The organism is Staphylococcus sp. SB1-57 (assembly GCF_017086425.1).
Taxonomy (GTDB): Bacteria; Bacillota; Bacilli; order Staphylococcales; family Staphylococcaceae; genus Staphylococcus; species Staphylococcus warneri_A.
The window spans coordinates 1161518-1184077 of record NZ_CP070964.1 but is presented as its reverse complement, the minus strand read 5'-3'; the positions used below and the strand labels follow the sequence as shown (position 1 = coordinate 1184077).

The window sequence follows — 22560 nt, the reverse complement described above, 5'->3', positions numbered from 1 at the left end:
TTATTCTCCTTTAAAGAATCTTTTTGCTTTATCTTTAAAATTAGATGGTTGCTCAGTTAAATCTTCACCATTTATGTCAGCAAATTCTTTCATTAATTCTTTTTGACGTTCAGTCATTTTAGTTGGTGTTAGAACCTTAATATTAACAAATAAGTCACCATGTCCATATCCGTGAACATTTTTAATACCTTTGTCTTTTAGACGGAACTGTTTTCCAGTTTGAGTACCTGCAGGAATTGTCAATACGACATTACTGTTTAATGTAGGGATTTTCACTTCATCACCTAATGCGGCTTGAGGGAAACTAATATTTAAATCATAATAAATGTCATCGCCATCTCGTTTAAATACTTCAGAAGGTTTAACTCTGAAAACAACATATAGGTCGCCACTTGGACCACCGTTAACACCTGGAGAACCCTCGCCTGCAAGTCGAATTTGTTGTTCATTATCAACACCTTCAGGAATAGTCACTTCTAGCTTAACTGTTTTATTTTCAGTTCCTTTACCATGACATGTTGGACATGGTTCTTCAAACTCTTGACCGCTACCTTCACATTTAGGACAAACTTGTTCTGTTCTAACTCTACCTAGAATTGTATTTTGTTCTACTGAAACTGATCCTGCTCCATTACAATAGCTACATGTTTTCTTATTAGTTCCTGGTTTAGCACCTTCACCATTACATGTATGACATGTTACATCTTTTCTAATAGAAATTTCTTTTTTACCGCCAAATACCGCTTCATCAAATGTGATAGTCATTGTATATTGTAGGTCATCACCTTTTCGTGGTGCATTAGGATCACGTTGTCTTGAGGCACCACCGAAGAATGAACTGAAAATATCTTCGAAGCCACCTCCGCTAAATCCGCCAAAGTCGCCACCGCCAAAGCCTTGGCTACCGAAACCACCTTGAGCACCAGCGTGTCCGAATTGATCATAGTTTGCTCTTTTATTATCATCACTTAATACTTCATATGCTTCAGATATTTCTTTGAATTTTTCATCTGCGCCTTCTTCTTTGTTGATATCAGGATGATATTTTTTTGATAATTTTCTGTAAGCTTTTTTAATTTCATCTTTAGAAGCACCTTTACTTACTCCTAAGACCTCATAATAATCTCTTTTGGCCACAGTAACCTCTCCTTTTTATACTAACAAGATTAGTTTAACTAATTCATATTAACTATCCAAATAAAAAGCCAAAGCCAATGTACAATTGACTTTGACTTTTTTAATAGCTGTGCAAGAAGTTAATTCAATTGGATTAGATATTATTTTTTATCTTCGTCATCTTTAACTTCTTTAAATTCTGCATCTTCTACAGTGCTATCTTGGTTTTGTTCACCAGTTGCACCTTGAGCTTGTTGAGCTTGTTGAGCTTGTTGATATACTTTAGCTGATAAATCTTGAACAACTTTTTCAAGCTCTTCTTTTTTAGCTTTAATATCGTCGATGTCTTCACCTTCAAGTGCTGATTTTAATGCATCTTTTTTATCTTCAGCATTTTTCTTATCATCTTCACCGATATTTTCGCCTAAATCATTGATTGTTTTTTCTACTTGGAATACTAAACTATCTGCTTCATTTCTTAAGTCTACTTCTTCACGACGTTTTTTATCTGCTTCAGCGTTTTCTTCTGCGTCTTTAACCATACGATCGATTTCATCGTCTGATAATGAAGAACTAGATTGGATTGTAATATTTTGCTCTTTATTAGTACCTAAGTCTTTAGCTGTTACATTCACAATACCGTTTTTATCGATATCGAAAGTTACTTCGATTTGAGGTACACCACGTGGTGCTGGTGGAATATCAGTTAATTGGAATCTACCAAGTGTTTTATTGTCTGACGCCATTGGACGTTCACCTTGTAATACATGGATATCTACCGCTGGTTGATTATCAGCTGCTGTAGAATATACTTGTGATTTTGAAGTTGGGATTGTTGTATTACGTTCAATTAACGTATTCATACGACCACCCATGATTTCAATACCTAATGATAATGGCGTAATGTCTAATAATACTACGTCTTTAACATCGCCAGTGATTACGCCACCTTGAATTGCTGCACCCATTGCAACAACTTCATCAGGGTTAACACCTTTGTGTGGATCTTTGCCAATTTCTTTTTTAACTGCATCTTGAACTGCAGGAATACGAGTTGAACCACCAACTAAGATTACTTCGTCGATATCTGAATTTGATAATCCAGCATCTTTCATAGCTTGACGAGTTGGTTCCATTGTACGTTTAATTAATGAATCTGCTAATTCTTCAAATTTTGAACGAGTTAAGTTGATTTCTAAGTGTAGTGGACCACTTTCTCCTGCTGAAATGAATGGTAATGAAATTTGTGTTTGAGATACACCTGATAAGTCTTTTTTAGCTTTTTCTGCTGCATCTTTAAGACGTTGTAATGCCATTTTATCTTGTGATAAATCAACGCCGTTTTCTTTTTTGAATTCAGAAACTAAATAGTCGATGATCACTTGGTCAAAGTCATCCCCACCTAGTTTGTTGTCACCTGCAGTTGAAAGTACTTCGAATACACCGTCACCTAATTCTAAGATAGATACGTCGAAAGTACCGCCACCTAAGTCGAATACAAGTACTTTTTGATCTTGTTCAGTTTTATCTAAACCATATGCTAGTGCAGCTGCAGTAGGTTCGTTAATGATACGTTCTACTTCTAATCCAGCAATTTTACCAGCATCTTTAGTTGCTTGACGTTCAGCGTCATTGAAGTAAGCAGGAACTGTAATTACAGCTTTTTCTACTTTATCACCTAAATAACTTTCAGCAGTATTTTTTAAGTTTTGTAAAATCATTGCTGAAATTTCTTGAGGTGTATATGATTTACCTTCAATATCTACTTTATATTCTGTACCCATATGACGTTTGATTGATTGTACAGTATTTGGGTTAGTGATTGCTTGTCTTTTAGCTACTTCACCAACTTGAGTTTCACCATTTTTAAATGCAACAACTGATGGTGTAGTACGTGCACCTTCAGGGTTTTGAATTACTTTTGGTTCGTCTCCTTCTAATACTGATACACAAGAGTTTGTTGTTCCTAAGTCAATACCGATTACTTTACTCATAATAAAATTCCTCCATTTTGATTAATAATTTTGTTCAATGTTTTTTCGCCAATTTTTATTGGTTTACTTTAACCATTGATGGTCTTAATACTCTATCTTTTAATTTGTACCCTTTTTGTAATTCTTGTGTGATAACACCTGATTCATATTCAGGATTATCATCTTGAACTACAGCTTGATGTACATTTGGGTCAAAAACTTGACCTTCAGATTCAATTTCTTCAAGACCATTATCTTTCAGAGCTCTTAATAGACTTTCATGTACCATTTGAACACCTTTTTGAAGTGATTTAAATGAATCATCATCTCCTTCAATTTGAAGTGCGCGTTCAATGTTATCAATAGTTGGTAAAATGTCAGTTAAGACGCCTTGAGCTTGATATGTTTTATTAATTTTGTTTTCATTTTGAATTCGACGTTTGTAATTTTCGAATTCTGCATATAATCTTAAATATTTTTCTTCATTGTCATTTGCTAATTGTTGCAAACGTTCAATTTCTTGATCTTTTGGATCTACATTTTCATCTTCTTCATTTGAAGCATCCTTATTAGCTGCTTCTTCATTAGTTTCAACATCTTGCGAATTATTAGATTCAGTGTTTTCTACTGAATTAGATGTTTCTTCAGAATTATTTTCTGTTGTTTCTTCTGTTTGTGATTCAGCATTTTGTTTCACTGATTCGTCTTTTTCTGTCATTTTGTGCCCTCCAATACAATTCTAATTACATTACCAAATTTGGTTAAGTAATTGAATTACATTTTGATAATGCATCGCAGTTGGTCCAATAACCGCAATTTGACCTTTGAGTTTCTCATCAAAGTGATACTGAGTTGTTACGATTGATATATCGCTTAAATTTTCATCTATCTCTTTACCAATTTTTACATTGATATGAGATGTAGATATATCATCTAATAGCTCTACAATTCGATTTGATTCAATATATTGTAGGATTGGTTGAATTGAAGATACATTAGATTCATTCAATGCATCAATCAGTTTAACCTTTCCACCCATGTAAATGCTATTACTTTGATTGGAAATGTGTAAATTCATCATTTTAATTAATTGCTTGATAAAATGAGCTTCATTTTGGTCTTGTGCAAATCTATCTATTTCGTCAATTTGTCCTTTAACTATCTCATCGTATTGTTGTGATAAGAAGTTTGATATTTTATTTAATTCATCATTAGTTAAAGGTAGTTCAGAAGTTAGATGCACATTTTCAACATGACCTGATGAAAATACAATAACCATAATTACTAAATGTGTATTAGCACGAATCAAATGAATATTATTTATAATATCTTGATTATGATTAGGACGAACAACCAACGTTGCATATTGAGACATCATTGATAATTCATTTGCGAAATAAGACAATGCAGATGAAGTATCATAATGATTCTCAACCATTAACTGATTTAAACGTTGGATTTTGTTTGAATTTTGATGAGATGTTTGTTCTAATAATTGATTAACATAATATCTAAAACCTAATTCTGATGGTGAACGCCCTGAGGATGTATGAACTTTCTCAATAAAATTCATATCCTCCAGTTGTTTCATTTCATTTCGTATCGTCGCAGGACTTACATTTAAGTTGTGACGATCAATTAGTGTTTTAGAACCAATGGGTTGTCCATAATCAACATAATCTTCAACAATTGCATTTAAAATGCTTAATTGTCTATCTGTTATCATGTTTTCACCTCATTAGCACTCTTTTATCTCAAGTGCTAATTATAATTTATCAAATTGGTCAAAGTAAGTCAATGTTAAAGCACTAGAATTTTAAATTTATTTTAACTATTTAATAAAAATGCTTCAAAAACCTCATTACCAATGACTTTTCCTCTTTCTGTTAGATAAATATAATCTTGACTTTCTTCAATTAACTTTCTATTTTTTAAATCAATAATTGTTTGACCAAATATATGTTCAATTGATACATTGAATTTTTTGTTAAATTTATTTTTGTTTACGCCATTATTTAACCTTAATCCTAAAAACATTTCCTCTTCCATTTGCTCGGTGGCAGTTGGACGTGTTTGTGTTAAAATGGGTTCTTCCTGATTAGCAATAGCTTTTATGTAATGATTGACAGGATTCACATTTGTATAACGTACGCCATTTGTATAGCCACTAGCACCTGCCCCGAAACCATAGTATTCTTCATTTAACCAGTAAACCCTATTATGCTCTGATTCGTGACCTTCTATAGAGAAATTTGAAATTTCATATTGATGGAATCTTGAGTCCTCGATTTTGTGCATCAATGTTTGATACATTTCTGCGCCTAAATCTTCATTAGGCAATTTTAAATGACCTTTTCTATACATATTATAAAATTGAGTTTTTGGCTCTAGAATTAATCCATAACTTGAAATATGATCAATATCCATTTGCATAGCTAAATTCAGACTATCTTCAAAATCCTCTAAAGTTTGCTTAGGAAGGTGATACATTAAGTCTAAACTAATAGATTCAATACCAGCCTTTCTAGCATTGTTAACAGATTGATATATATCTTCTGTTTTGTGTGTTCTACCAAGAATTTCTAATAATTCTGGTTTAAATGTTTGTACACCCATAGAAATTCGGTTCACACCATATGATTTAAGTAATTTTACTTTTTCGAATGTTAATTCATCAGGGTTTGCTTCAAAACTAAATTCACCTTCAATAGTGAAAATTCTATTAATTGCTGATAATAGTTTATTGAGTTGTTCTATATTTAAAGCTGTAGGTGTACCACCACCTACATACATTGTGTTTAATGTCGTATTATCATTTAGAGTACGGCGTTCCATTTCTAATATTAATGAATCTAAATATTCATCAACTGGTTGTTTATCAATAAAATACTTGTTGAAGTCACAGTAAGTACATATGCGAACGCAAAAAGGTATATGAATATATGCGCTTTGTATTGACACATTAACTCCTCCATAATTATGGCTTAAAATCATAAAAAATTAGAGGCGGGATAGAATTAGTTTCAAAAACATCATTCTTTTCCCACCTCAGTTCAACTGTTTAGCTTTTATATCCAACACACATTTAATTAAGTGTATTACTATTTCAAAATTATTCTTCGTCCATTTTTAGTACTGCAAGGAATGCATCTTGTGGAATTTCTACGTTACCTACAGCTTTCATTTTTGCTTTACCAGCTTTTTGTTTTTCTAATAATTTACGTTTACGGCTAATATCTCCACCATAACATTTAGAAAGTACATTTTTACCCATAGATTTAATATTTGTTCGTGCAACAATTTTTTGACCAATAGCTGCTTGTACTGGAACTTCAAATTGCTGTCTTGGGATTAATGTTTTAAGTTTTTCAACTAATGCTTTTCCTCGATCGTAAGCAAAATCTTTATGCACGATGAAGCTTAATGCATCTACTTTTTCACCATTAAGCAATATGTCCATTTTAACTAGGTCACTTTCTTTATTTTCAATGAATTCATAGTCAAATGAAGCATACCCTTTTGTATTGGATTTAAGTTGATCAAAGAAATCAAATACTACTTCAGATAGTGGAATTTCATAGACAATGTTAACTCGAATGTCATCTAAATAGTCCATATTAACGAATTGTCCACGCTTACGTTGACATAGCTCCATAACGGCACCAACATAATCGTTCGGCACCATCATAGTTGCACGAACGTACGGTTCGTATATTTTTTCGATTCTATCACGTTCAGGCATTTGCGCTGGGTTATCTACTGTAACTTCTGATCCATCTTTTAAGATACATTGGTAAATTACTGATGGTGCTGTCGCAATCAATTCAATTCCAAATTCTCTTTCGATTCTTTCTTGAATTATTTCCATGTGTAACATACCTAAAAATCCAGTTCTATAACCAAATCCAAGTGCTTGAGATGACTCAGGTTCGAATTCTAATGAAGCATCATTTAATTGTAGTTTTTCAAGTGCTTCACGTAAATCATTATAATTTTTATTATCGATTGGGAAGAGTCCACAATAAACCATTGGGTTCATTTTTTTATACCCTTGTAATGGTTGTTCTGCAGGTCGATTCGCAAGTGTAATTGTATCACCGACACGTGAATCATCTACGTTTTTAATACTAGCAATAATATAACCAACATCGCCAACAGTTAATTCATCAACAGGTAATTGCTTAGGAGTATTAATTCCGACCTCAGTAACATCAAACTCTTTACCGGTAGCCATCATTTTAATCTTATCGCCAGCTTTTACTACCCCATCTATTATTCGGATAGATGAAATAACGCCTCTATAAGGATCATATTCAGAGTCGAAAATTAAAGCTTTCAGTGGTGCATCTGGATCACCATCTGGTGCTGGTACAACCTCAACAATCTTTTCAAGAATTTCTTCAATACCGATATTAGATTTGGCACTAGCAAGTACAACATCGTCTTGATCTAAACCAATAACATCTTCTAATTCTTGTTTAACTCTGTCAGGTTCAGCAGCTGGCAAGTCAATTTTATTAACTACAGGTAATAGCTCTAAATTATTATCTAAAGCTAAATAAACATTAGCTAAAGTTTGTGCTTCTATACCTTGTGCGGCATCTACAACTAAAATAGCTCCTTCACATGCTGCTAATGAACGAGATACTTCATATGTAAAATCGACGTGTCCTGGTGTATCAATTAAGTGGAATGTATATGTTTCTCCATCTTTAGCTTCGTATTTTAAACGTACAGCATTTAATTTGATTGTAATACCACGTTCTCTTTCTAAATCCATTGAGTCTAACAATTGATCTTGCATATCTCTTGTTTCAACTGATTTGGTATTTTCAAGGATTCTATCTGCTAGAGTAGATTTACCGTGGTCTATATGAGCAATAATGGAGAAATTTCTAATTTTCTCTCTTCTATTAAAACGTTCTTGCTTATCCATTGTATCCTTCTCACTTTCATATTAGTAACCCGTATTTGTATATCTTTGATATGATAACGTTTTTAAATTGCAAATGCAAACTTCCAATTAAACGTTTAAATAAATCAATTACTTTGATAAACTAATACTTATATTGGTTTAAGTATTATTAATGCATACTTTATTATAAAGTGTTACGAACTTAATTCCAATACTATAATGTGATATTCATTCATTAATATACGTATTAAATAAATGATTGCACAAAGGTAGTACATTTGATAAAATATTTCTTGTTGTAATCAAATAAAATTAATTTGATAAGTTAGTTCACTTTTAGGAGGTGACAGTAATGCCAAACATTAAATCTGCAGTTAAACGTGTTAAAACAACTCAAACAGCTGAAGAGCGTAATATTTCTAAAAAAAATACTATGCGTACAGCAGTTAAACGTGCGAAATCAGCTATTGAGACAAATGCCGATAACAAAAATGAATTAGTAAGCTTTGCAATTAAGCAATTAGATAAAGCTGCTCAAAGCAACTTAATCCACTCAAACAAAGCTGATCGCGTAAAATCACAATTGATGAGCGCTAACAAATAATAATAAATAAAAGCTAGTTCGCCTGTTTGGTCGAACTAGCTTTTATTTTTGTATCTAAGTACTAATACATCTATTTATAACGATAAAATAAATAATTCTAATATAAGTTGTTTATCCATATACGAAGATTTCAGTTTATAATCTGTTTCAGCACAAGAATCAATGATATTCAAAAGATCTTCCAATTGATAGTGACGAACCTGACCTAATGCTAACTTAACCCTATATGGATGAACATTTACTGTTTTTGCGATTTGTTGTCCGCTATAGCCTTTTTGACTTAAAAGTTTGCATTGATAATACAATCTATAGTTACTTGTAATAAGAGCTAGTAATTTAATTGGTTCTTCTTTCATGTTTATTAAATCTTTAACTAATTGAATAGCTTTGTTTTTTTGGCGCTTTTGAATATATTCAGTTAATAGAAATACATTTTGTTCTAAACTACGATTAATAATTTGGTTAACATCATCTTTATTAATTGTAGGTCTATCACCTAAAAATAACATTAGCTTATCTAATTCTTGAGAGACGATATTAAAATTAACACCAGTTAATTCAATAAACATATTAAGTGCATCTTGCTTAATATCTTTAAAATTCTCGTTAAGTTTAGATTGTATCCATTTTTTTATTTCCTCTTCAGACATCTGCTCAACTTTTTTAAGTTGACCATTTTTTTTAAGTGTTTTAGTCAGTTTCTTTCGTTCATCTAATTTATTTTGGTAAACTTCAAATATGATAAGATTATCACCATCATATTTCTCGAGAAACTCCATTAATTGGTCAGTATTTTGATTTAATTCTTTAGTTACTTTTTCTCCAGTAAATACGTAAGCGTTCTTAACTAAAATTGCCTTTTTGTCTGAAAAAAACGGCATAGTCAAAGTTTCTTCAATGATTGGTGTAATTTCTGTTTCGTATAAATTAAACTTTATGAAATTAAAGTCATCTTTTTCTGTCTGTAAGTATATATTGATTATTTCCGAACTTTTTTTCTCAACTAGGTCTGCCACTTCTCCGTATACCGTAACGATATTATCAGACATATATTACACCCTTTCAAATTAGTTCACATTAAGAAATTATATCATGATATATTAATGAACCTCTAGTCATTTAGTTAGGTTGATTCGTAGTAATCGTTAAATTCGAATTCAATTTAACTGTTATTTCTCCATTCACTTGTGTATCCAATACTTTACTCCCAAATCCTTGTAATCGTTGAATCACTTCTTGATTAGGTAGTTTATATTTATTACCTTTTCCACTCGATATGAGACTGATTTTTGGTTTTATTAATTTAATTAAATTATGTGAACTACTAGTTTTACTTCCATGGTGTGCCACTTTTAAAATATCTATCCTAGGTAATTGATAACGTTGTAAAAGCAATTCTTCATTTTTAATACTCATGTCACCGGTTAGCAATATTTTTTATGTTTATATGATATAAGGATAACAATAGATTGTTCATTTTTATCATCACTATCTTTTATATACGTATCCATAAAACGAAGGGTTGCTTTTTTTAAAGTAAGTGTATGTAAATTATTAACATCTATTAAATTAATACGATTGGATTTACAAATTTTTTCTATATTATACAATTCTGCTTTAGAAAAACTGTCTTTTAATAACACAATGTTCTTTATATTAATGTGAGATGCTAAATAAGGCAATTCACCCATGTGATCGAGATGAGGATGAGATATTATAAGATAATCGACTTTAGAAACACCTTTTGATTTTAAACTTGGTATCGTTTTGTATTTCGAAATATTAAAGTTAGGTTGCTTATGTTTTTCTGTTCGTTTACCTCCAGTATCAATCATAATATTTTGTTTACTATCAGTTTGGAATAATACGCTGTCACCTTGACCAACATCAAACATTGTTAACTGCCCTTCGTTATCACTAGTATAATGAATGATAATGAGAATACCCATACTGATAACAAATGTCGCTTTAAAAAAATGCTTTTTAACAAATAAATACAAAGACAGAAATGTGAATATCAAAATCAATAACAAGCTATTTGAACTAAGTTCTGGCACAAAAATTCTTAGATACTTTAACTTTAAAAATATAGATACTAAATCATCATGGAAATTAAAAATAGCAGCAATAACAGAATTTAAGATATCTAAATGAATTGTAAAATGTGATAAGACAAAGAAAAGAATAGCTAAAGGAAATATTAAAAAACTATAAAATGGTACAAAAACTAAATTAGAAATTAAGCCAATCCATTGGATTTGATTAAAATGATAAATACTTATGAGTAAGGCACCTAGTTGTGCAATAAATGTAACTGCAACGATAAGCTTTAATCCAGTTAAATGTTTTAATAACGGCGATGAAATAATTAGAAATAATGAAATGAGAAATGAAAATTGAAATCCAATATCGTAGATTATTTGAGGATTAATAAAAAACATTAAAATAAAAACAATAGACAATAATTCAAGTGGATTTATTTTTAATGATCTGGGGAGTAAAAGTAAAATAATAGCAGCCAAAATAGCTCTAACTGCACTTGGAGCAAAATCGGTATATAAAGCATAAAGCGGTAAAAGTATAAGAAGTACTAATTTAATGATAATAGTGGGTGTATTGAATCTAACAAAAATTTGATATACCAAGTAAAACAATGCTGCTACGTGTGAACCACTTACTGCAAGTAAATGATAGATACCAATTTCCTTTACATCTTCTATAAACATTGGATTTAAAGAACTAGTATATCCAGATATCAAGGCTAACATTCTATCAAAATAAATATTATGAGAGTTTTGCATTTGCTCACGAATATAACTTTGATAATTCGTCATAAAAGAAAAACGTTTGTTGGATTGACAACTACTCAAATCGATTTGTCTAATAAATATGTATGGTTGAGAAGTATTGTTTAATGAGAATTCACCTTTGATTAAACATGTTTGATTTTCAATACTCATGGGTTTATTAATATCTTTAACTTTGTATAAAAACTTATATTCGTTTCCTTTCCAGTTAAGAATACCCTTAAATGATTCCAATCCTTTATTTAACTTAATTATAGATACCATATCAATGATGTATCTATTTTTATTTAAATGTCGTTCTTCTTTGTCTTTTTTATCATTTGATGTGTTTAATATAACCATACTTAGTATAAAGAATATTAATACACTCAACACGTATCGTTTCAATAAATTTTTACGCATGAGTATAAACAGTAGACAACATAATATAAAAGTAGAGAGTATACGGTTAGATAACCATAGAATCCCTACTAAACAAGATAGTGCAATATAAAACAATGATTTAGCCTTGTGTTAAATACTGAGCTACATATTCAGGTGAAAATGGTATTTTTTTATACTCTATGCCCGATTGATCTAATAACTTCATAGCATATTCATGATTATGGTAATCTTCAGCATAGTAGATAGTTTTAATACCAGCCTGAATAATTGATTTAGTGCAATTTAAACACGGAAAATGTGTAACATAAATTGTTGCACCTTCTGTTGAAACACCTTGCTTTGCACATTGTAGTAATGCATTCATTTCAGCATGTATTGTACGAATACAATGTCCATCTTCAATTAAACAACCTTCATCTATACAATGAACTTCACCAGCAACTGAACCATTGTAGCCTCCCGCGATAATACGATTATCTTTCACAATAGTTGCGCCAACTGATAATCTTTGACAAGTTGATCTTAAGGCTAACAAGTGGCTTTGTGCCATAAAGTATTCTTCCCATTTAATTCTCTCCATGATGTTCTTTGCCTCCATCGTACATAATTAAAATAGTAATTATAGCTTAATCATTTTAAAATGATATTGCAAATGCATTTATCATTATATGGTAAAATATTCTTTAAGTTTTTCAAATGTTTTTGAACCAAAACCTTTGATATTTTTCAAATCATCAATGCTATTAAATGAACCTTTTTGATTTTTATAATCGATGATTTCTTTTGCTTTAGATGGCCCAATGCCAGGTACTTTCATTAATTGTTCTTCTGTGGCTAAATTTAAATTTATAGGTGCTTTATTTACATTACCAGTACCATTAAATTGATTAGATTGACTTTGTACTTGCTGAACACTGTTTTCCCCTTTTTCAGGTACGTATATTAGCTTTTGGTCTATGAGTTTTTCTGAAAAATTGAGTTGCTTTGTGTCGGCGGTTTTTAATAATTGCGCTTTATTCAGTATATCGATCATCCTATCTGAACTATTCATTTTATATACATTAGGATGTTTCACTGCACCTTTGATATCTACATATATAATTTGGTTATCTTTTTTTCCTACTTCTTGACTAGTCGGAGTTGTTTTATTTCCATTTTTCTCATTTTGATTGTCTTTATCAGCATAATTGTGTGTTGTAGATTCTATATAAGCTGATTTATCTTCCGATTGATTTGAATTCATAACATAAAATATCATCAAAAATATGAAGAGTGCACCCATGATAAAATACATTTTGTGATCACTCAAATATGATTTAACTTGATTGAATTTAGACAGCAAAAAAATCACCCTTTCATACTAATTAACGTATGCTAGAGTGATTTTACTTTATTTAAAATTGTTTTTGAGCTACAAAAAATAAGCGATCTGCTTGTTCACTTTCATTATTCATATCAAAATCAGTAAACGTTTTAATTACGTTGAAACCACATTGTTCCAATAAATTTAAATATACATCTTTTTCAAATGTTCTTTGGTAATGTTCTTCATCAAATCGTTGATATAATCCATCCTCATGTTCAATAAAGAAGGACATTTGATGATATACGCTTAAAGGTTCATCACCTTTAATTGCATCCCAACCTAAATATACATGTTCAGTTTCGTCGATATAACTTTGATTATTAAATAGCGTGTTCATTTTTTCTACAGTATGAACATCAAAGATTAATAATCCTCCCTTGTTCAAATGAGAATGAACATGTATGAAAGTATTTTCAACATCTTCAATAGTAGGTAAATAGTTTAAAGAGTCACAAAATATAGTTATGATATCAAATTGGTAGTCTAATTTAAAGCGAGTCATATCGCCCTCTATCCAAGTTATTTGATTAGACTTTTGAGAAGCGATTGCCAACATATCAGCACTAATATCCATACCATTGATATGACCTAATTCATTTAACATGCATGTAAGTGTGCCTGTTCCACAACCTATATCTAGTATATTGGGATGATTGTGTGCATAATATTGAACTATATCGAACCATAAATGATAAGGTTGATCTTGAGTTAGTTGATCATACACTAGGCTCATTTCTTCATATTGAGACATAATTAGTGAACAACCTGACCGTATGATTCAATTGGTGCATCTTGATATAATTTCTCAATATTATAATAAGGACGCTCGTCTTTATGGAAAATATGTACAACTACATTAGCTAAGTCGAGAAGAATCCATCTTGCGTCTTGATAGCCTTCCATACGTTTCACATCAATATCTTGTTCATGAACTGCTTCTTTTACAGCCTTTGCAATCGATTGAACTTGGCGTTCATTGTTTCCATGACAAACCACAAAGTAATCTGTCATATCACTAATACCTTGCATATTAAGAGAAATAATATCTTCTGCTTTTTTGTTTTCCGCTGCATCTACAGCAATATTTAACAATTTGTCTGAGTTCATTTAATCATCCTTTATTCTTTCATCACTATAATTATAATAATTTAAACAAGCAATCGTAGCGCCATAAACCGTAATATCTTTTTGAATTAAAAATAACACTGTTCGCTTAGAAATTTCGTAAATTGTTTTATCTAAGCTACCTTGATTGTATGCCATATCTCTTATTTCTTCAACTCCTGGGGTTTTACGCCCTGGTTCAATATAATCAGCAATAAATACTAATTTCTCTGTTTTAGTCATTTGTTGACGACCAGTAGTGTGATATTTGATTGCTAACAGCACTTCCTCATCTTTAACATCAAAATCGTTTTCCATTATTGCAGAACAAACAGGACCATGGAGAATTTCGCCACCATAGCTTAATAAATCAGTTTCTAATTCATATTGTCTAACCACTTGATACATTGTACTCAAATCATCATATTTACAGTAGTCATGTAAGACACCGGCTAACTCTGCTTTATCTTTATCTCCATCATATATTTCTGCTAGTTTTACAGCTGTTTCGGCTACTCTAAGTGAATGTTTATATCGTTTTTCAGGTAATTTTTCTTTAACTAATTCCTTAGCATTTTCAATGTTCATATAACCCTTCCTCTCGAATATAATGCTCAACACTTTGAGGAACTAATATTTGAATAGATTGTTTTGATTTAATACGTTCTCGTATCATTGATGAACTAATATCCATACGTGGAATTGTAATAGATATCATATCATCCTCAACATGTTGTACTTCTTTTTCTCTGTTAACAACAATAAACGTAATCAATTGTTTTAATTCATCAATGTTATACCAACGATCCAATTGATTATATTGGTCTGTACCTATTATGAAATAAAATTCTGAATCGGGTTGTGAATGTGTTAGAGATAAAAGTGTATCATACGTATAACTTTGTCCTTTTCTTTCTAACTCTTCATAACTAATTTTACCAAAACCCAGTGTATCAATGGCTAGTTCAATCATATTAAGACGTTGTGGAGCTTCCAAGAAATCTTTGTGGTCTTTCAAAGGCGCCATATAACTAGGTAAAAAATAAAACTCATCAGGTTTAATTTTATGAAAGACTTCACTTGCTACCATCATGTGAGCAGTATGAATCGGGTTGAATTGTCCACCATACAAAACTATTTTTTTTGACATTATGGTAGCGTGATTTCTTTATTTTCCTGTGATTCTCTATATAAAACAATCATAGACCCGATTACTTGAACAACTTCACTGTTTGTAGCTTCTCCTAATGTAGTCGCAAGTTCATTTTTATCATCAAAATTATTTTGTAAAACATGTATTTTAATTAGCTCACGTTTTTCAAGTGTTTCATCAATTTGATTTACCATATTTTCATTAATACCACCTTTACCAATTTGGAAAGTGGGATCAGTATTGTGTGCTAAACTACGTAAATATCTCTTTTGTTTTCCTGTTAACATTATTTAACTCCTTTTAGTTCGTTTAAAACTGAATTTTTCATTGTCTTGATATCAGCTTGTAATCCAGTCCATATTTTAAAACTTTCTGCCCCTTGATATACAAACATATCTAATCCATTATATATTGGATTACCTTTTTTCTCTGCTGCTATTAAAATAGGCGTTTTATAAGGTATATATACAATATCACTCACTAAAGTTTCTGGGTTTAAGTATTTTAAATCAATGGGTATATCTTGATTATTATCCATTCCTGCAGGAGTAGTATTGATAATAATATCAAACTCATCCAAATGTGATTCCGCTTGGTCGAGTGAAATTTGATTGACATCTAGATCCCATGACTCAAAACGTTTCATCGTACGATTGGCTACAGTTAGTTTAGGTTGAACAAACTTATTGAGTTCGTTTGCTATACCTTTACTAGCACCACCAGCACCTAATATTAAAATATAAGCATTTTCTAAATCATTGTATACTTGTCTTAAGCCCGTAACATAGCCTATCCCATCTGTATTATAACCTATCCATTTACCGTCACGAATTAATACAGTATTTACTGCACCAACAGATGATGACTGATGATCAATTTCATCTAAATAAGGTATAATACGTTCTTTATGTGGAATAGTGATATTAAAACCATCTAAACTTTTACATTCAATTATCTCTTTGATATGATTAAAATTTTCAATTGGAATGTTAACTGCTTCATAAGTGTATTTTAAATCTAACGACTCAAAATTTTTATTATGCATTAGCGGTGATAAAGAATGTGAAATTGGATCTCCAATTACTGCAAATTTCACGTTTATCCCTCCTATAATATTGAATTTCTTAAGATGACATCTACATTTTTAGGGACTCTAACAATCACTTTTGCACCAGAATCAATCGTTATAAAACCTAAACCAGAAATCATTACATCTCTTTTCTCTTTACCAGTTTCTAAACGAACAGCTTTCATTTCACTCATATTAAATTGGCTAGGATCATGCGGTGGTGTTAATAAATCGCCTATATGATTCTTCCATAATTCATTTGCTTTTTCTGTTTTAGTTCGATGTATATTTAGTTCATTAGAGAAGAAACATACTAAAGGTCTTTTACCACCTGAGACATAATCGATTCGTGCTAAACCACCAAAGAACAGAGTTTGGCCTTCATTTAATTGATATACACGTTGTTTAATTTCTTTTTTAGGCATAACTAATTTTAATTCTTTTTCAGTTACAAAATGAGTCATTTGATGAGACTGTATTATTCCTGGCGTATCAAACATAAAGGATTTTTCATCTAAAGGTATATCAATCATATCTAATGTAGTACCTGGGAATCTTGATGTTGTAACAACATCTTTTTCACCCACACTTAGTTCTATAAGTTTATTTATTAATGTGGATTTACCTACATTAGTTGTACCGACAATATATACATCTTCTTGATCACGATACTTATTGATTGAATCTAATAAGTCTTCGATGCCTTGCCCTTTTTCTGCAGAAATAAGTACTACATCTTCCGCTTCAAGTCCATATTTTTTAGCGGCGCGTTTCAACCACTCTTTTACGCGACGGTGATTAATCTGTTTAGGTAGTAAATCCATTTTGTTAGCAACTAAGATGATTTTTTTATTACCTACAATTCGTTTAATGGCATTGATAAATGAACCCTCAAAATCAAAAACATCAACTACATTTACTACTATGCCACTTTTGTCTGACAAACCTGTTAGTAAATTTAAGAAGTCTTCACTATCCATGCCCACATCTTGAACATCATTATAATTTTTCAGACGAAAACATCGTTTACAGATAACATCTTCTCTAAATAAATTGTGTTCTGGAACATAACCAGGTGCATTCTTATCCTCAGATTGCAAAGGCGCTCCACAACCAATACATTTTAATTCTTCACTCAATCAATTTTCCTCCCACTTGATATAACCTTTTTTTCTAAAGTGATTTAACAATCTTCTTTCAATAAGTCGATTAAATTTAGTGATAAATCCATCTGTTCTTTTAACAGGTACTACCATAATTGTATATAAACCATTACGATTACCACCGAAAACGTCAGTTAACATTTGATCACCAATGACAACAGTTTCATTCGGCTTTATATTCATTTGTTTAATTGCTTTTTTAAATGCTTTACCCATTGGTTTTCTTGCTTTACAAATAAAATCTACATTTAAATCTTTTGAAAATTCACCAACACGTTGTTCATTATTATTTGAAACGATCGTAATTTGAATCCCTTTTTCTCTCGCTTCTTTGAACCACTGTTTTATTTGTTCGGTAGGCGCAACAACATCCCAACCTACTAGTGTGTTATCTAAATCTGTAATAATACCTTTTACACCTGTATCTGCTAATTTATCGATATTAATTTCGAAAACTGATTTAACATATGCATTAGGCATAAAGTAATGTTTAATAATACCCATTAGTCTGTCACCTTTACTCATTTATTATAATTTTTTTACTAATAATTCTACCATTTCACTTGAAGAAACTGCAGCCTTACCTAAAAATTCCTCAAAAGTCATATCCGCTTCACCATTTGCTAAATCAGATACCGCTCTTGTGATTATAAAAGGAACTTTAAATTGATAACATACTTGTGCAATTGCTGTTGCTTCCATTTCAACAGCCATTGCGTCTGCAAAACGAGATTTTATTAATTTACGTTGTTCTGCACTACCTATAAAGTTATCGCCACTCACTATCAAGCCTGTTTTAGCATTTAAATGTTGTTGTTGTACCACTTCAACAGTTTCTTTTAATAATTGTTGATTAGCTTCATATTTTTCAGGCATTTGTGGAATTTGTCCTAATGCATATCCAAATGCAGTCGCATCAGCATCGTGATAAGTCACATCATTACTGATCAATACATCTCCAATTTCTAGGCTTTCATCTAATGCACCAGCAGAACCTGTATTGATAATAAATTTAGGATTAAATTTTTCGATGAGTAATGTAGTTGATATTGCTGCATTGACTTTACCTATACCGCTTTGAGTAATGACAACCTCTTTATGATTAAGTTGCCCTGTATAAAATTTAACATGTGCAACTGTAATTTCACTTAAATTCACTAATTTATCTTTTAAAATGGCAACTTCTTCTTCCATTGCACCAATAATACCAATCATTATTGTCCCACCTTACTTATATTATACTAGCATTAGTTATTCTATCACATTTTCATAATTTCAACGACACTACGAGTATTAAAATCACTATGTACTATTAAAAATAAAGCGCTAATACAATGAGGAAATATGAAAAAGTAATTAACCACTTGAACTGAATCAAAACAGTTCTTCGAAACTAGAATTATATAATAACTTTACAAAGTTAATCTCTTAACATTGGATTGTAAATTATCTATAATCCTATTTACTTTTATCAGGACCTCAATGTATTAACGCCCTTTAATTATTATTATTTTATTAAATTAAAACTATGATTTAACCTTTCCATAAACTTGCTAAATCTTGTAGTGAAAAGATACCAGTTAAAATTGTAACGATTACAGCTACAATACCGAATATTAGCATCCATGTTGGGTGTTTATAATCACCAACAATCGATTTTTTTCTACTTGCAATTAAAATGACAGAAAGTGTAATTGGCAAGATCCAACCATTAATCACACCTGCGATAATAAGTAAACTTACAGGTTTACCGATGAATAAGAAAATAATTGTTGAAATAACAATAAATGTGATAACAATTAAATTATTCTTATTAAAGAGTGATTTGTGCATCGTTTTTAAGAAAGTCGCACTAGTATAGGCTGAACCAATTACTGAAGACATTGCTGCTGCAAAAATCACCACACCAAATATATTTTTACCAATAGGTCCTATAGCATGTTCGAACACTGATGCTGGTGGATTTTCAGAACTAAGCGTTACTCCTGTTACAACAACACCTAATACTGCTAGGAATAGCAATGTACGCATAACACCCGTAGTTAAAATACCTGCAATGGCTGAATGGTTAACAAATGGTAAAAATTCTTTACCTTTGATACCAGAATCCAAAATTCTGTGAGCTCCAGCAAATGTTATATATCCGCCAACTGTTCCACCCACTAATGTAATAATAGGTAAAATTAATTTGATTGGATGTTCAGGTGCAAAGGTATGTACCAAAGCATCTCCATATGGTGGATTAGATACAACCATGACATATGCGACGATCAATATCATAATGACACCTAAAATCATAGATACTACATCCATAATTTTTTGACCACTTTTACTAACAAAAATCAAAATTGAAAAGATAGCAGTAATCGCTGCACCCCATTTTACATCTATACCAAACATAGCGTTTAACCCAAGACCTGCACCGGCAATATTACCAATATTAAATGCTAATCCACCAAATGCAATTAAAACAGAGATAACTGTTCCAAGCCCAGGAACAATTTTATTGGATACCTCTTGTCCTCTTAAGCCAGTAACTACAAGAACTCTCCAGATATTAATTTGTGCACCTATATCTATTAATATAGAAATTAAAATCGCAAACGCGAAACTAGCATAAAATTGTGCAGTAAATACTGCTGTTTGAGTTAAAAAGGCAGGTCCGATTGCTGACGTTGCCATTAAAAAGACTGATCCTAGCAATAATCTTTTATGATTTCTAGTGAATGTTGCTTTCCCATTATTGTTTGATGTTAATTTTTCTCCCATGTTAGAACCCCCTATAAGGATTGAATATCAATGCCTTCTTTCGTTAATTTTTCCCTAATTTTAGTTACAAATTCTAATGCATGTGCGCCGTCACCGTGTACACATATCGTATCTGCTTGAAGTGTGATTTCTTTATTGTTTTTAGATACAACTTTATTTTCTGTTACCATTTTAATAACTTGATTTAATGCTTCCTCAGAGTCGGATATTACAGCATCAGGTTCTTTACGACTAACGAGTTGTCCGTCATCTTCATATCGACGATCAGCAAAAACCTCAGATGCAGTTTTTAAACCTATTTTTTCAGCTTCTGAAATGAGTAATGTATTAGCTAAACCAACAAATACCAATGTTTTATCAAAGTCATATACTGCTTGTGCAATTGCACTTGCAATCGTCTTATCTTTGGCACCCATTTGATACAGTGCCCCATGTGGTTTTACATGATTCATCTTCACATCATGAATTTGACAAAAGCCATTTAGCGCCCCAAGTTGGTAAACTACGATGTTATATATTTCTTCAGGTGACATATCTAATTTACGGCGACCAAAACCTTGTAGATCAGGTAATCCAGGATGTGCACCAATGCCTATGTTGTGTTTTTTTGCTAATTGTATTGTTTCGTTCATCACATTGGCATCTCCAGCATGAAATCCACACGCGATATTGGCTGATGTGATTAATGGTAGTATGTCTTTATCTCCACCAAAAGAATAGTTACCAAATGCTTCACCTAAGTCACAATTTAAATCGACTTGCATTATAAAGTCACCCCTTTAATAATTTGATGTTTTTCAAGGAATTTTATATCAACATTTCTGGCATCTCCATCGGCATAAGCAGGATAATTGAGTACTGCATATAGGAAATCCGCTGTCGTTGTAAAGCCATCAATAACCATTTCATCTAACGTCACTTTTAATTTTTGGATTGCACTACTTCTATCTGACCCTTTAACAATTACTTTGGCTACTAATGAGTCATAGTAAGGTGAAACCTTATAGCCTGGATAAAGAAGTGAATCTACTCTTACATTAAAACCTTGTGGTAGATGCAAACCGTTAACTTTACCTGGTGTAGGTTGGAATTGTTTTTCCGGATTTTCAGCATTTATTCTAGCTTCAATGACGTGACCATTAAATTGGATATCTTCTTGTTTAAACGGTAACTCATCATGTTGTAGTAAATATAGTTGTGCGACTAATAAATCTCTATCCGCACGCATTTCGGTTACTGTATGTTCGACTTGAATTCTAGCATTCATTTCAATAAAATAATGTGCATCTTCAGTAACTAAAAATTCAATTGTTCCTGCACTTCTGTACTGTGATGCTTTTGCTACTTTAACTGCATCTTCACAAATTCGTGCTCGTCTTTCTTCCGTAAGTGCGGCACATGGAGATTCTTCAATTAATTTTTGATTCTTTCTTTGTACTGAGCAGTCACGTTCACCTAAATGCACAAAGTTATCTTTACCATCGCCAATAATTTGTACTTCAACATGTTTGGCTACTGGTATAAATGCTTCAACATATACACGATCATCGTTGAAATATTTTTGACCTTCACTTTTTGCTTCTTTAAATGCCTTAGCTAATTGTTCTGGTTCTTTAACAATTCGTATACCTTTTCCACCGCCACCACTAGCGGCTTTTAATACGACAGGAAAACCGATATCTTTAGCAAGTTCTTCAATTTCCTCTACTGATTTTACTTCGTCGGTAGATCCAGGTATCACTGGTACACCAGCGCCATCTACTGTTTGTCTAGCTGTTATTTTATCTCCCATCATTTCCATAGTAGTTTTATTAGGTCCTATAAAATGAATATTATTATCTTCAACAGCTTCAGCAAATGAAGTTGATTCTGATAAAAAACCATACCCTGGGTGTATAGCGTTTGCACCACTTACCTCAGCGGCTCCAATTATTCTTGGAATATTTAAATAGCTATCAAGAGGGTTTGCTTCACCAATACATATAGCTTGATCTGCTAACCCTACATGGAGACTATCTTCATCTCCTTTAGCATAAATTGCTACGGTTTCGATACCCATTTCTCTACAGGCACGAATAATCCTTACAGCAATTTCCCCTCTGTTTGCAATTAAACATCGATACATTATGTAAGCCTC

General features: G+C 31.6%; 24 protein-coding genes. 1 reads left to right on the top strand and 23 read right to left on the bottom strand.

What is annotated here, in order from left to right; all coding sequences use genetic code 11:
- The 6 genes from dnaJ to lepA all read right to left on the bottom strand — a co-directional run bounded on the left by dnaJ (window position 1) and on the right by lepA (window position 8025).
- The gene (gene dnaJ, locus JX000_RS05870; RefSeq protein ID WP_002451855.1) at window positions 1–1137 is read right to left on the bottom strand and encodes a molecular chaperone DnaJ; all 1137 of its coding nucleotides are present in this window, start codon (window positions 1135–1137) and stop codon (window positions 1–3) included.
- Between the two features lie 140 nt (window positions 1138–1277).
- Window positions 1278–3110, bottom strand: a complete 1833-nt coding sequence (gene dnaK, locus JX000_RS05865) for a molecular chaperone DnaK (RefSeq protein ID WP_206140994.1) — start codon at window positions 3108–3110, stop codon at window positions 1278–1280.
- A 55-nt stretch (window positions 3111–3165) separates the two neighbouring features.
- Window positions 3166–3807, bottom strand: coding sequence for a nucleotide exchange factor GrpE (gene grpE / locus JX000_RS05860; protein ID WP_049424324.1), 642 nt, complete (start codon window positions 3805–3807; stop codon window positions 3166–3168).
- Between the two features lie 30 nt (window positions 3808–3837).
- Complete coding sequence (hrcA, locus tag JX000_RS05855; RefSeq protein WP_002451852.1) at window positions 3838–4815, bottom strand: heat-inducible transcriptional repressor HrcA; 978 nt, start codon at window positions 4813–4815, stop codon at window positions 3838–3840.
- A 101-nt stretch (window positions 4816–4916) separates the two neighbouring features.
- The gene (gene hemW, locus JX000_RS05850) at window positions 4917–6050 is read right to left on the bottom strand and encodes a radical SAM family heme chaperone HemW (protein WP_206140993.1); all 1134 of its coding nucleotides are present in this window, start codon (window positions 6048–6050) and stop codon (window positions 4917–4919) included.
- Window positions 6051–6201: 151 nt separating this feature from the next.
- Window positions 6202–8025: a translation elongation factor 4 gene (lepA, locus tag JX000_RS05845; RefSeq protein ID WP_049424319.1), complete on the bottom strand. Its 1824-nt coding sequence runs from the start codon at window positions 8023–8025 to the stop codon at window positions 6202–6204.
- Window positions 8026–8356: 331 nt separating this feature from the next.
- On the opposite strand from lepA, the gene rpsT reads away from it, so the two are divergent.
- Complete coding sequence (rpsT, locus tag JX000_RS05840; protein WP_002451849.1) at window positions 8357–8608, top strand: 30S ribosomal protein S20; 252 nt, start codon at window positions 8357–8359, stop codon at window positions 8606–8608.
- A 74-nt stretch (window positions 8609–8682) separates the two neighbouring features.
- Here rpsT and holA read toward each other — a convergent pair whose 3' ends face one another.
- The 17 genes from holA to JX000_RS05760 all read right to left on the bottom strand — a co-directional run bounded on the left by holA (window position 8683) and on the right by JX000_RS05760 (window position 22548).
- Window positions 8683–9657, bottom strand: coding sequence for a DNA polymerase III subunit delta (holA, locus tag JX000_RS05835; RefSeq protein ID WP_124227790.1), 975 nt, complete (start codon window positions 9655–9657; stop codon window positions 8683–8685).
- Window positions 9658–9727: 70 nt separating this feature from the next.
- A complete protein-coding gene (locus tag JX000_RS12120) occupies window positions 9728–10024 on the bottom strand; it encodes a ComEC/Rec2 family competence protein (protein ID WP_232133479.1) in 297 nt (98 codons plus the stop codon).
- 8 nt (window positions 10025–10032) lie between these two features.
- On the bottom strand, window positions 10033–11787 hold the full coding sequence (locus JX000_RS05830) for a ComEC/Rec2 family competence protein (RefSeq protein ID WP_241005000.1): 1755 nt from the start codon (window positions 11785–11787) through the stop codon (window positions 10033–10035).
- A 130-nt stretch (window positions 11788–11917) separates the two neighbouring features.
- Window positions 11918–12379: a ComE operon protein 2 gene (locus JX000_RS05825; RefSeq protein ID WP_002451846.1), complete on the bottom strand. Its 462-nt coding sequence runs from the start codon at window positions 12377–12379 to the stop codon at window positions 11918–11920.
- Between the two features lie 84 nt (window positions 12380–12463).
- Complete coding sequence (locus JX000_RS05820) at window positions 12464–13093, bottom strand: helix-hairpin-helix domain-containing protein (RefSeq protein WP_481906495.1); 630 nt, start codon at window positions 13091–13093, stop codon at window positions 12464–12466.
- 100 nt (window positions 13094–13193) lie between these two features.
- Window positions 13194–13916, bottom strand: coding sequence for a class I SAM-dependent DNA methyltransferase (locus JX000_RS05815; RefSeq protein WP_107532552.1), 723 nt, complete (start codon window positions 13914–13916; stop codon window positions 13194–13196).
- A gap of 2 nt (window positions 13917–13918) precedes the next feature.
- Window positions 13919–14272: a ribosome silencing factor gene (gene rsfS / locus JX000_RS05810; RefSeq protein ID WP_002451843.1), complete on the bottom strand. Its 354-nt coding sequence runs from the start codon at window positions 14270–14272 to the stop codon at window positions 13919–13921.
- A complete protein-coding gene (gene yqeK, locus JX000_RS05805; RefSeq protein ID WP_075778379.1) occupies window positions 14273–14857 on the bottom strand; it encodes a bis(5'-nucleosyl)-tetraphosphatase (symmetrical) YqeK in 585 nt (194 codons plus the stop codon). It abuts the gene before it with no gap.
- The gene (locus tag JX000_RS05800) at window positions 14847–15422 is read right to left on the bottom strand and encodes a nicotinate-nucleotide adenylyltransferase (protein WP_171970123.1); all 576 of its coding nucleotides are present in this window, start codon (window positions 15420–15422) and stop codon (window positions 14847–14849) included. Before JX000_RS05800 ends, yqeK begins: the two co-directional genes overlap by 11 nt.
- Window positions 15419–15709: a ribosome assembly RNA-binding protein YhbY gene (gene yhbY / locus JX000_RS05795; RefSeq protein WP_002451840.1), complete on the bottom strand. Its 291-nt coding sequence runs from the start codon at window positions 15707–15709 to the stop codon at window positions 15419–15421. The genes JX000_RS05800 and yhbY overlap by 4 nt, the downstream gene beginning before the upstream one ends.
- A complete protein-coding gene (gene aroE / locus JX000_RS05790; RefSeq protein ID WP_049424306.1) occupies window positions 15709–16518 on the bottom strand; it encodes a shikimate dehydrogenase in 810 nt (269 codons plus the stop codon). Before aroE ends, yhbY begins: the two co-directional genes overlap by 1 nt.
- An 11-nt stretch (window positions 16519–16529) precedes the next feature.
- Complete coding sequence (gene yqeH, locus JX000_RS05785) at window positions 16530–17630, bottom strand: ribosome biogenesis GTPase YqeH (RefSeq protein ID WP_049424304.1); 1101 nt, start codon at window positions 17628–17630, stop codon at window positions 16530–16532.
- Complete coding sequence (locus tag JX000_RS05780; RefSeq protein ID WP_049424302.1) at window positions 17631–18158, bottom strand: YqeG family HAD IIIA-type phosphatase; 528 nt, start codon at window positions 18156–18158, stop codon at window positions 17631–17633.
- Between the two features lie 24 nt (window positions 18159–18182).
- Complete coding sequence (gene mtnN, locus JX000_RS05775) at window positions 18183–18869, bottom strand: 5'-methylthioadenosine/S-adenosylhomocysteine nucleosidase (RefSeq protein WP_049424299.1); 687 nt, start codon at window positions 18867–18869, stop codon at window positions 18183–18185.
- Between the two features lie 318 nt (window positions 18870–19187).
- Entirely contained in the window at window positions 19188–20423 is a 1236-nt protein-coding gene (locus JX000_RS05770; RefSeq protein ID WP_002451835.1) for an NRAMP family divalent metal transporter, read from the bottom strand.
- Window positions 20424–20434: 11 nt separating this feature from the next.
- Window positions 20435–21187 (bottom strand): 5-oxoprolinase subunit PxpA, encoded by a 753-nt coding sequence (pxpA, locus tag JX000_RS05765; protein WP_002451834.1) that lies wholly within the window; start codon window positions 21185–21187, stop codon window positions 20435–20437.
- Entirely contained in the window at window positions 21187–22548 is a 1362-nt protein-coding gene (locus JX000_RS05760) for an acetyl-CoA carboxylase biotin carboxylase subunit (RefSeq protein WP_206140991.1), read from the bottom strand. The genes pxpA and JX000_RS05760 overlap by 1 nt, the downstream gene beginning before the upstream one ends.
- Between the last annotated feature and the right edge of the window lie 12 nt (window positions 22549–22560).

Bases quoted from the DNA above. Each gene is read 5' to 3' on its own strand.
- dnaK (WP_206140994.1), bottom strand. From the start codon at position 3,110: ATGAGTAAAGTAATCGGTATTGACTTAGGAACAACAAACTCTTGTGTA.
- grpE (WP_049424324.1), bottom strand. From the start codon at position 3,807: ATGACAGAAAAAGACGAATCAGTGAAACAAAATGCTGAATCACAAACA.
- hrcA (WP_002451852.1), bottom strand. From the start codon at position 4,815: ATGATAACAGATAGACAATTAAGCATTTTAAATGCAATTGTTGAAGAT.
- lepA (WP_049424319.1), bottom strand. From the start codon at position 8,025: ATGGATAAGCAAGAACGTTTTAATAGAAGAGAGAAAATTAGAAATTTC.
- rpsT (WP_002451849.1), top strand. From the start codon at position 8,357: ATGCCAAACATTAAATCTGCAGTTAAACGTGTTAAAACAACTCAAACA.
- holA (WP_124227790.1), bottom strand. From the start codon at position 9,657: ATGTCTGATAATATCGTTACGGTATACGGAGAAGTGGCAGACCTAGTT.
- JX000_RS12120 (WP_232133479.1), bottom strand. From the start codon at position 10,024: ATGAGTATTAAAAATGAAGAATTGCTTTTACAACGTTATCAATTACCT.
- JX000_RS05825 (WP_002451846.1), bottom strand. From the start codon at position 12,379: ATGGAGAGAATTAAATGGGAAGAATACTTTATGGCACAAAGCCACTTG.
- JX000_RS05820 (WP_481906495.1), bottom strand. From the start codon at position 13,093: ATGTATTTTATCATGGGTGCACTCTTCATATTTTTGATGATATTTTAT.
- JX000_RS05815 (WP_107532552.1), bottom strand. From the start codon at position 13,916: ATGTCTCAATATGAAGAAATGAGCCTAGTGTATGATCAACTAACTCAA.
- rsfS (WP_002451843.1), bottom strand. From the start codon at position 14,272: ATGAACTCAGACAAATTGTTAAATATTGCTGTAGATGCAGCGGAAAAC.
- yqeK (WP_075778379.1), bottom strand. From the start codon at position 14,857: ATGAACATTGAAAATGCTAAGGAATTAGTTAAAGAAAAATTACCTGAA.
- yhbY (WP_002451840.1), bottom strand. From the start codon at position 15,709: ATGTTAACAGGAAAACAAAAGAGATATTTACGTAGTTTAGCACACAAT.
- JX000_RS05780 (WP_049424302.1), bottom strand. From the start codon at position 18,158: ATGGGTATTATTAAACATTACTTTATGCCTAATGCATATGTTAAATCA.
- mtnN (WP_049424299.1), bottom strand. From the start codon at position 18,869: ATGATTGGTATTATTGGTGCAATGGAAGAAGAAGTTGCCATTTTAAAA.
- JX000_RS05770 (WP_002451835.1), bottom strand. From the start codon at position 20,423: ATGGGAGAAAAATTAACATCAAACAATAATGGGAAAGCAACATTCACT.
- pxpA (WP_002451834.1), bottom strand. From the start codon at position 21,187: ATGCAAGTCGATTTAAATTGTGACTTAGGTGAAGCATTTGGTAACTAT.
- JX000_RS05760 (WP_206140991.1), bottom strand. From the start codon at position 22,548: ATGTATCGATGTTTAATTGCAAACAGAGGGGAAATTGCTGTAAGGATT.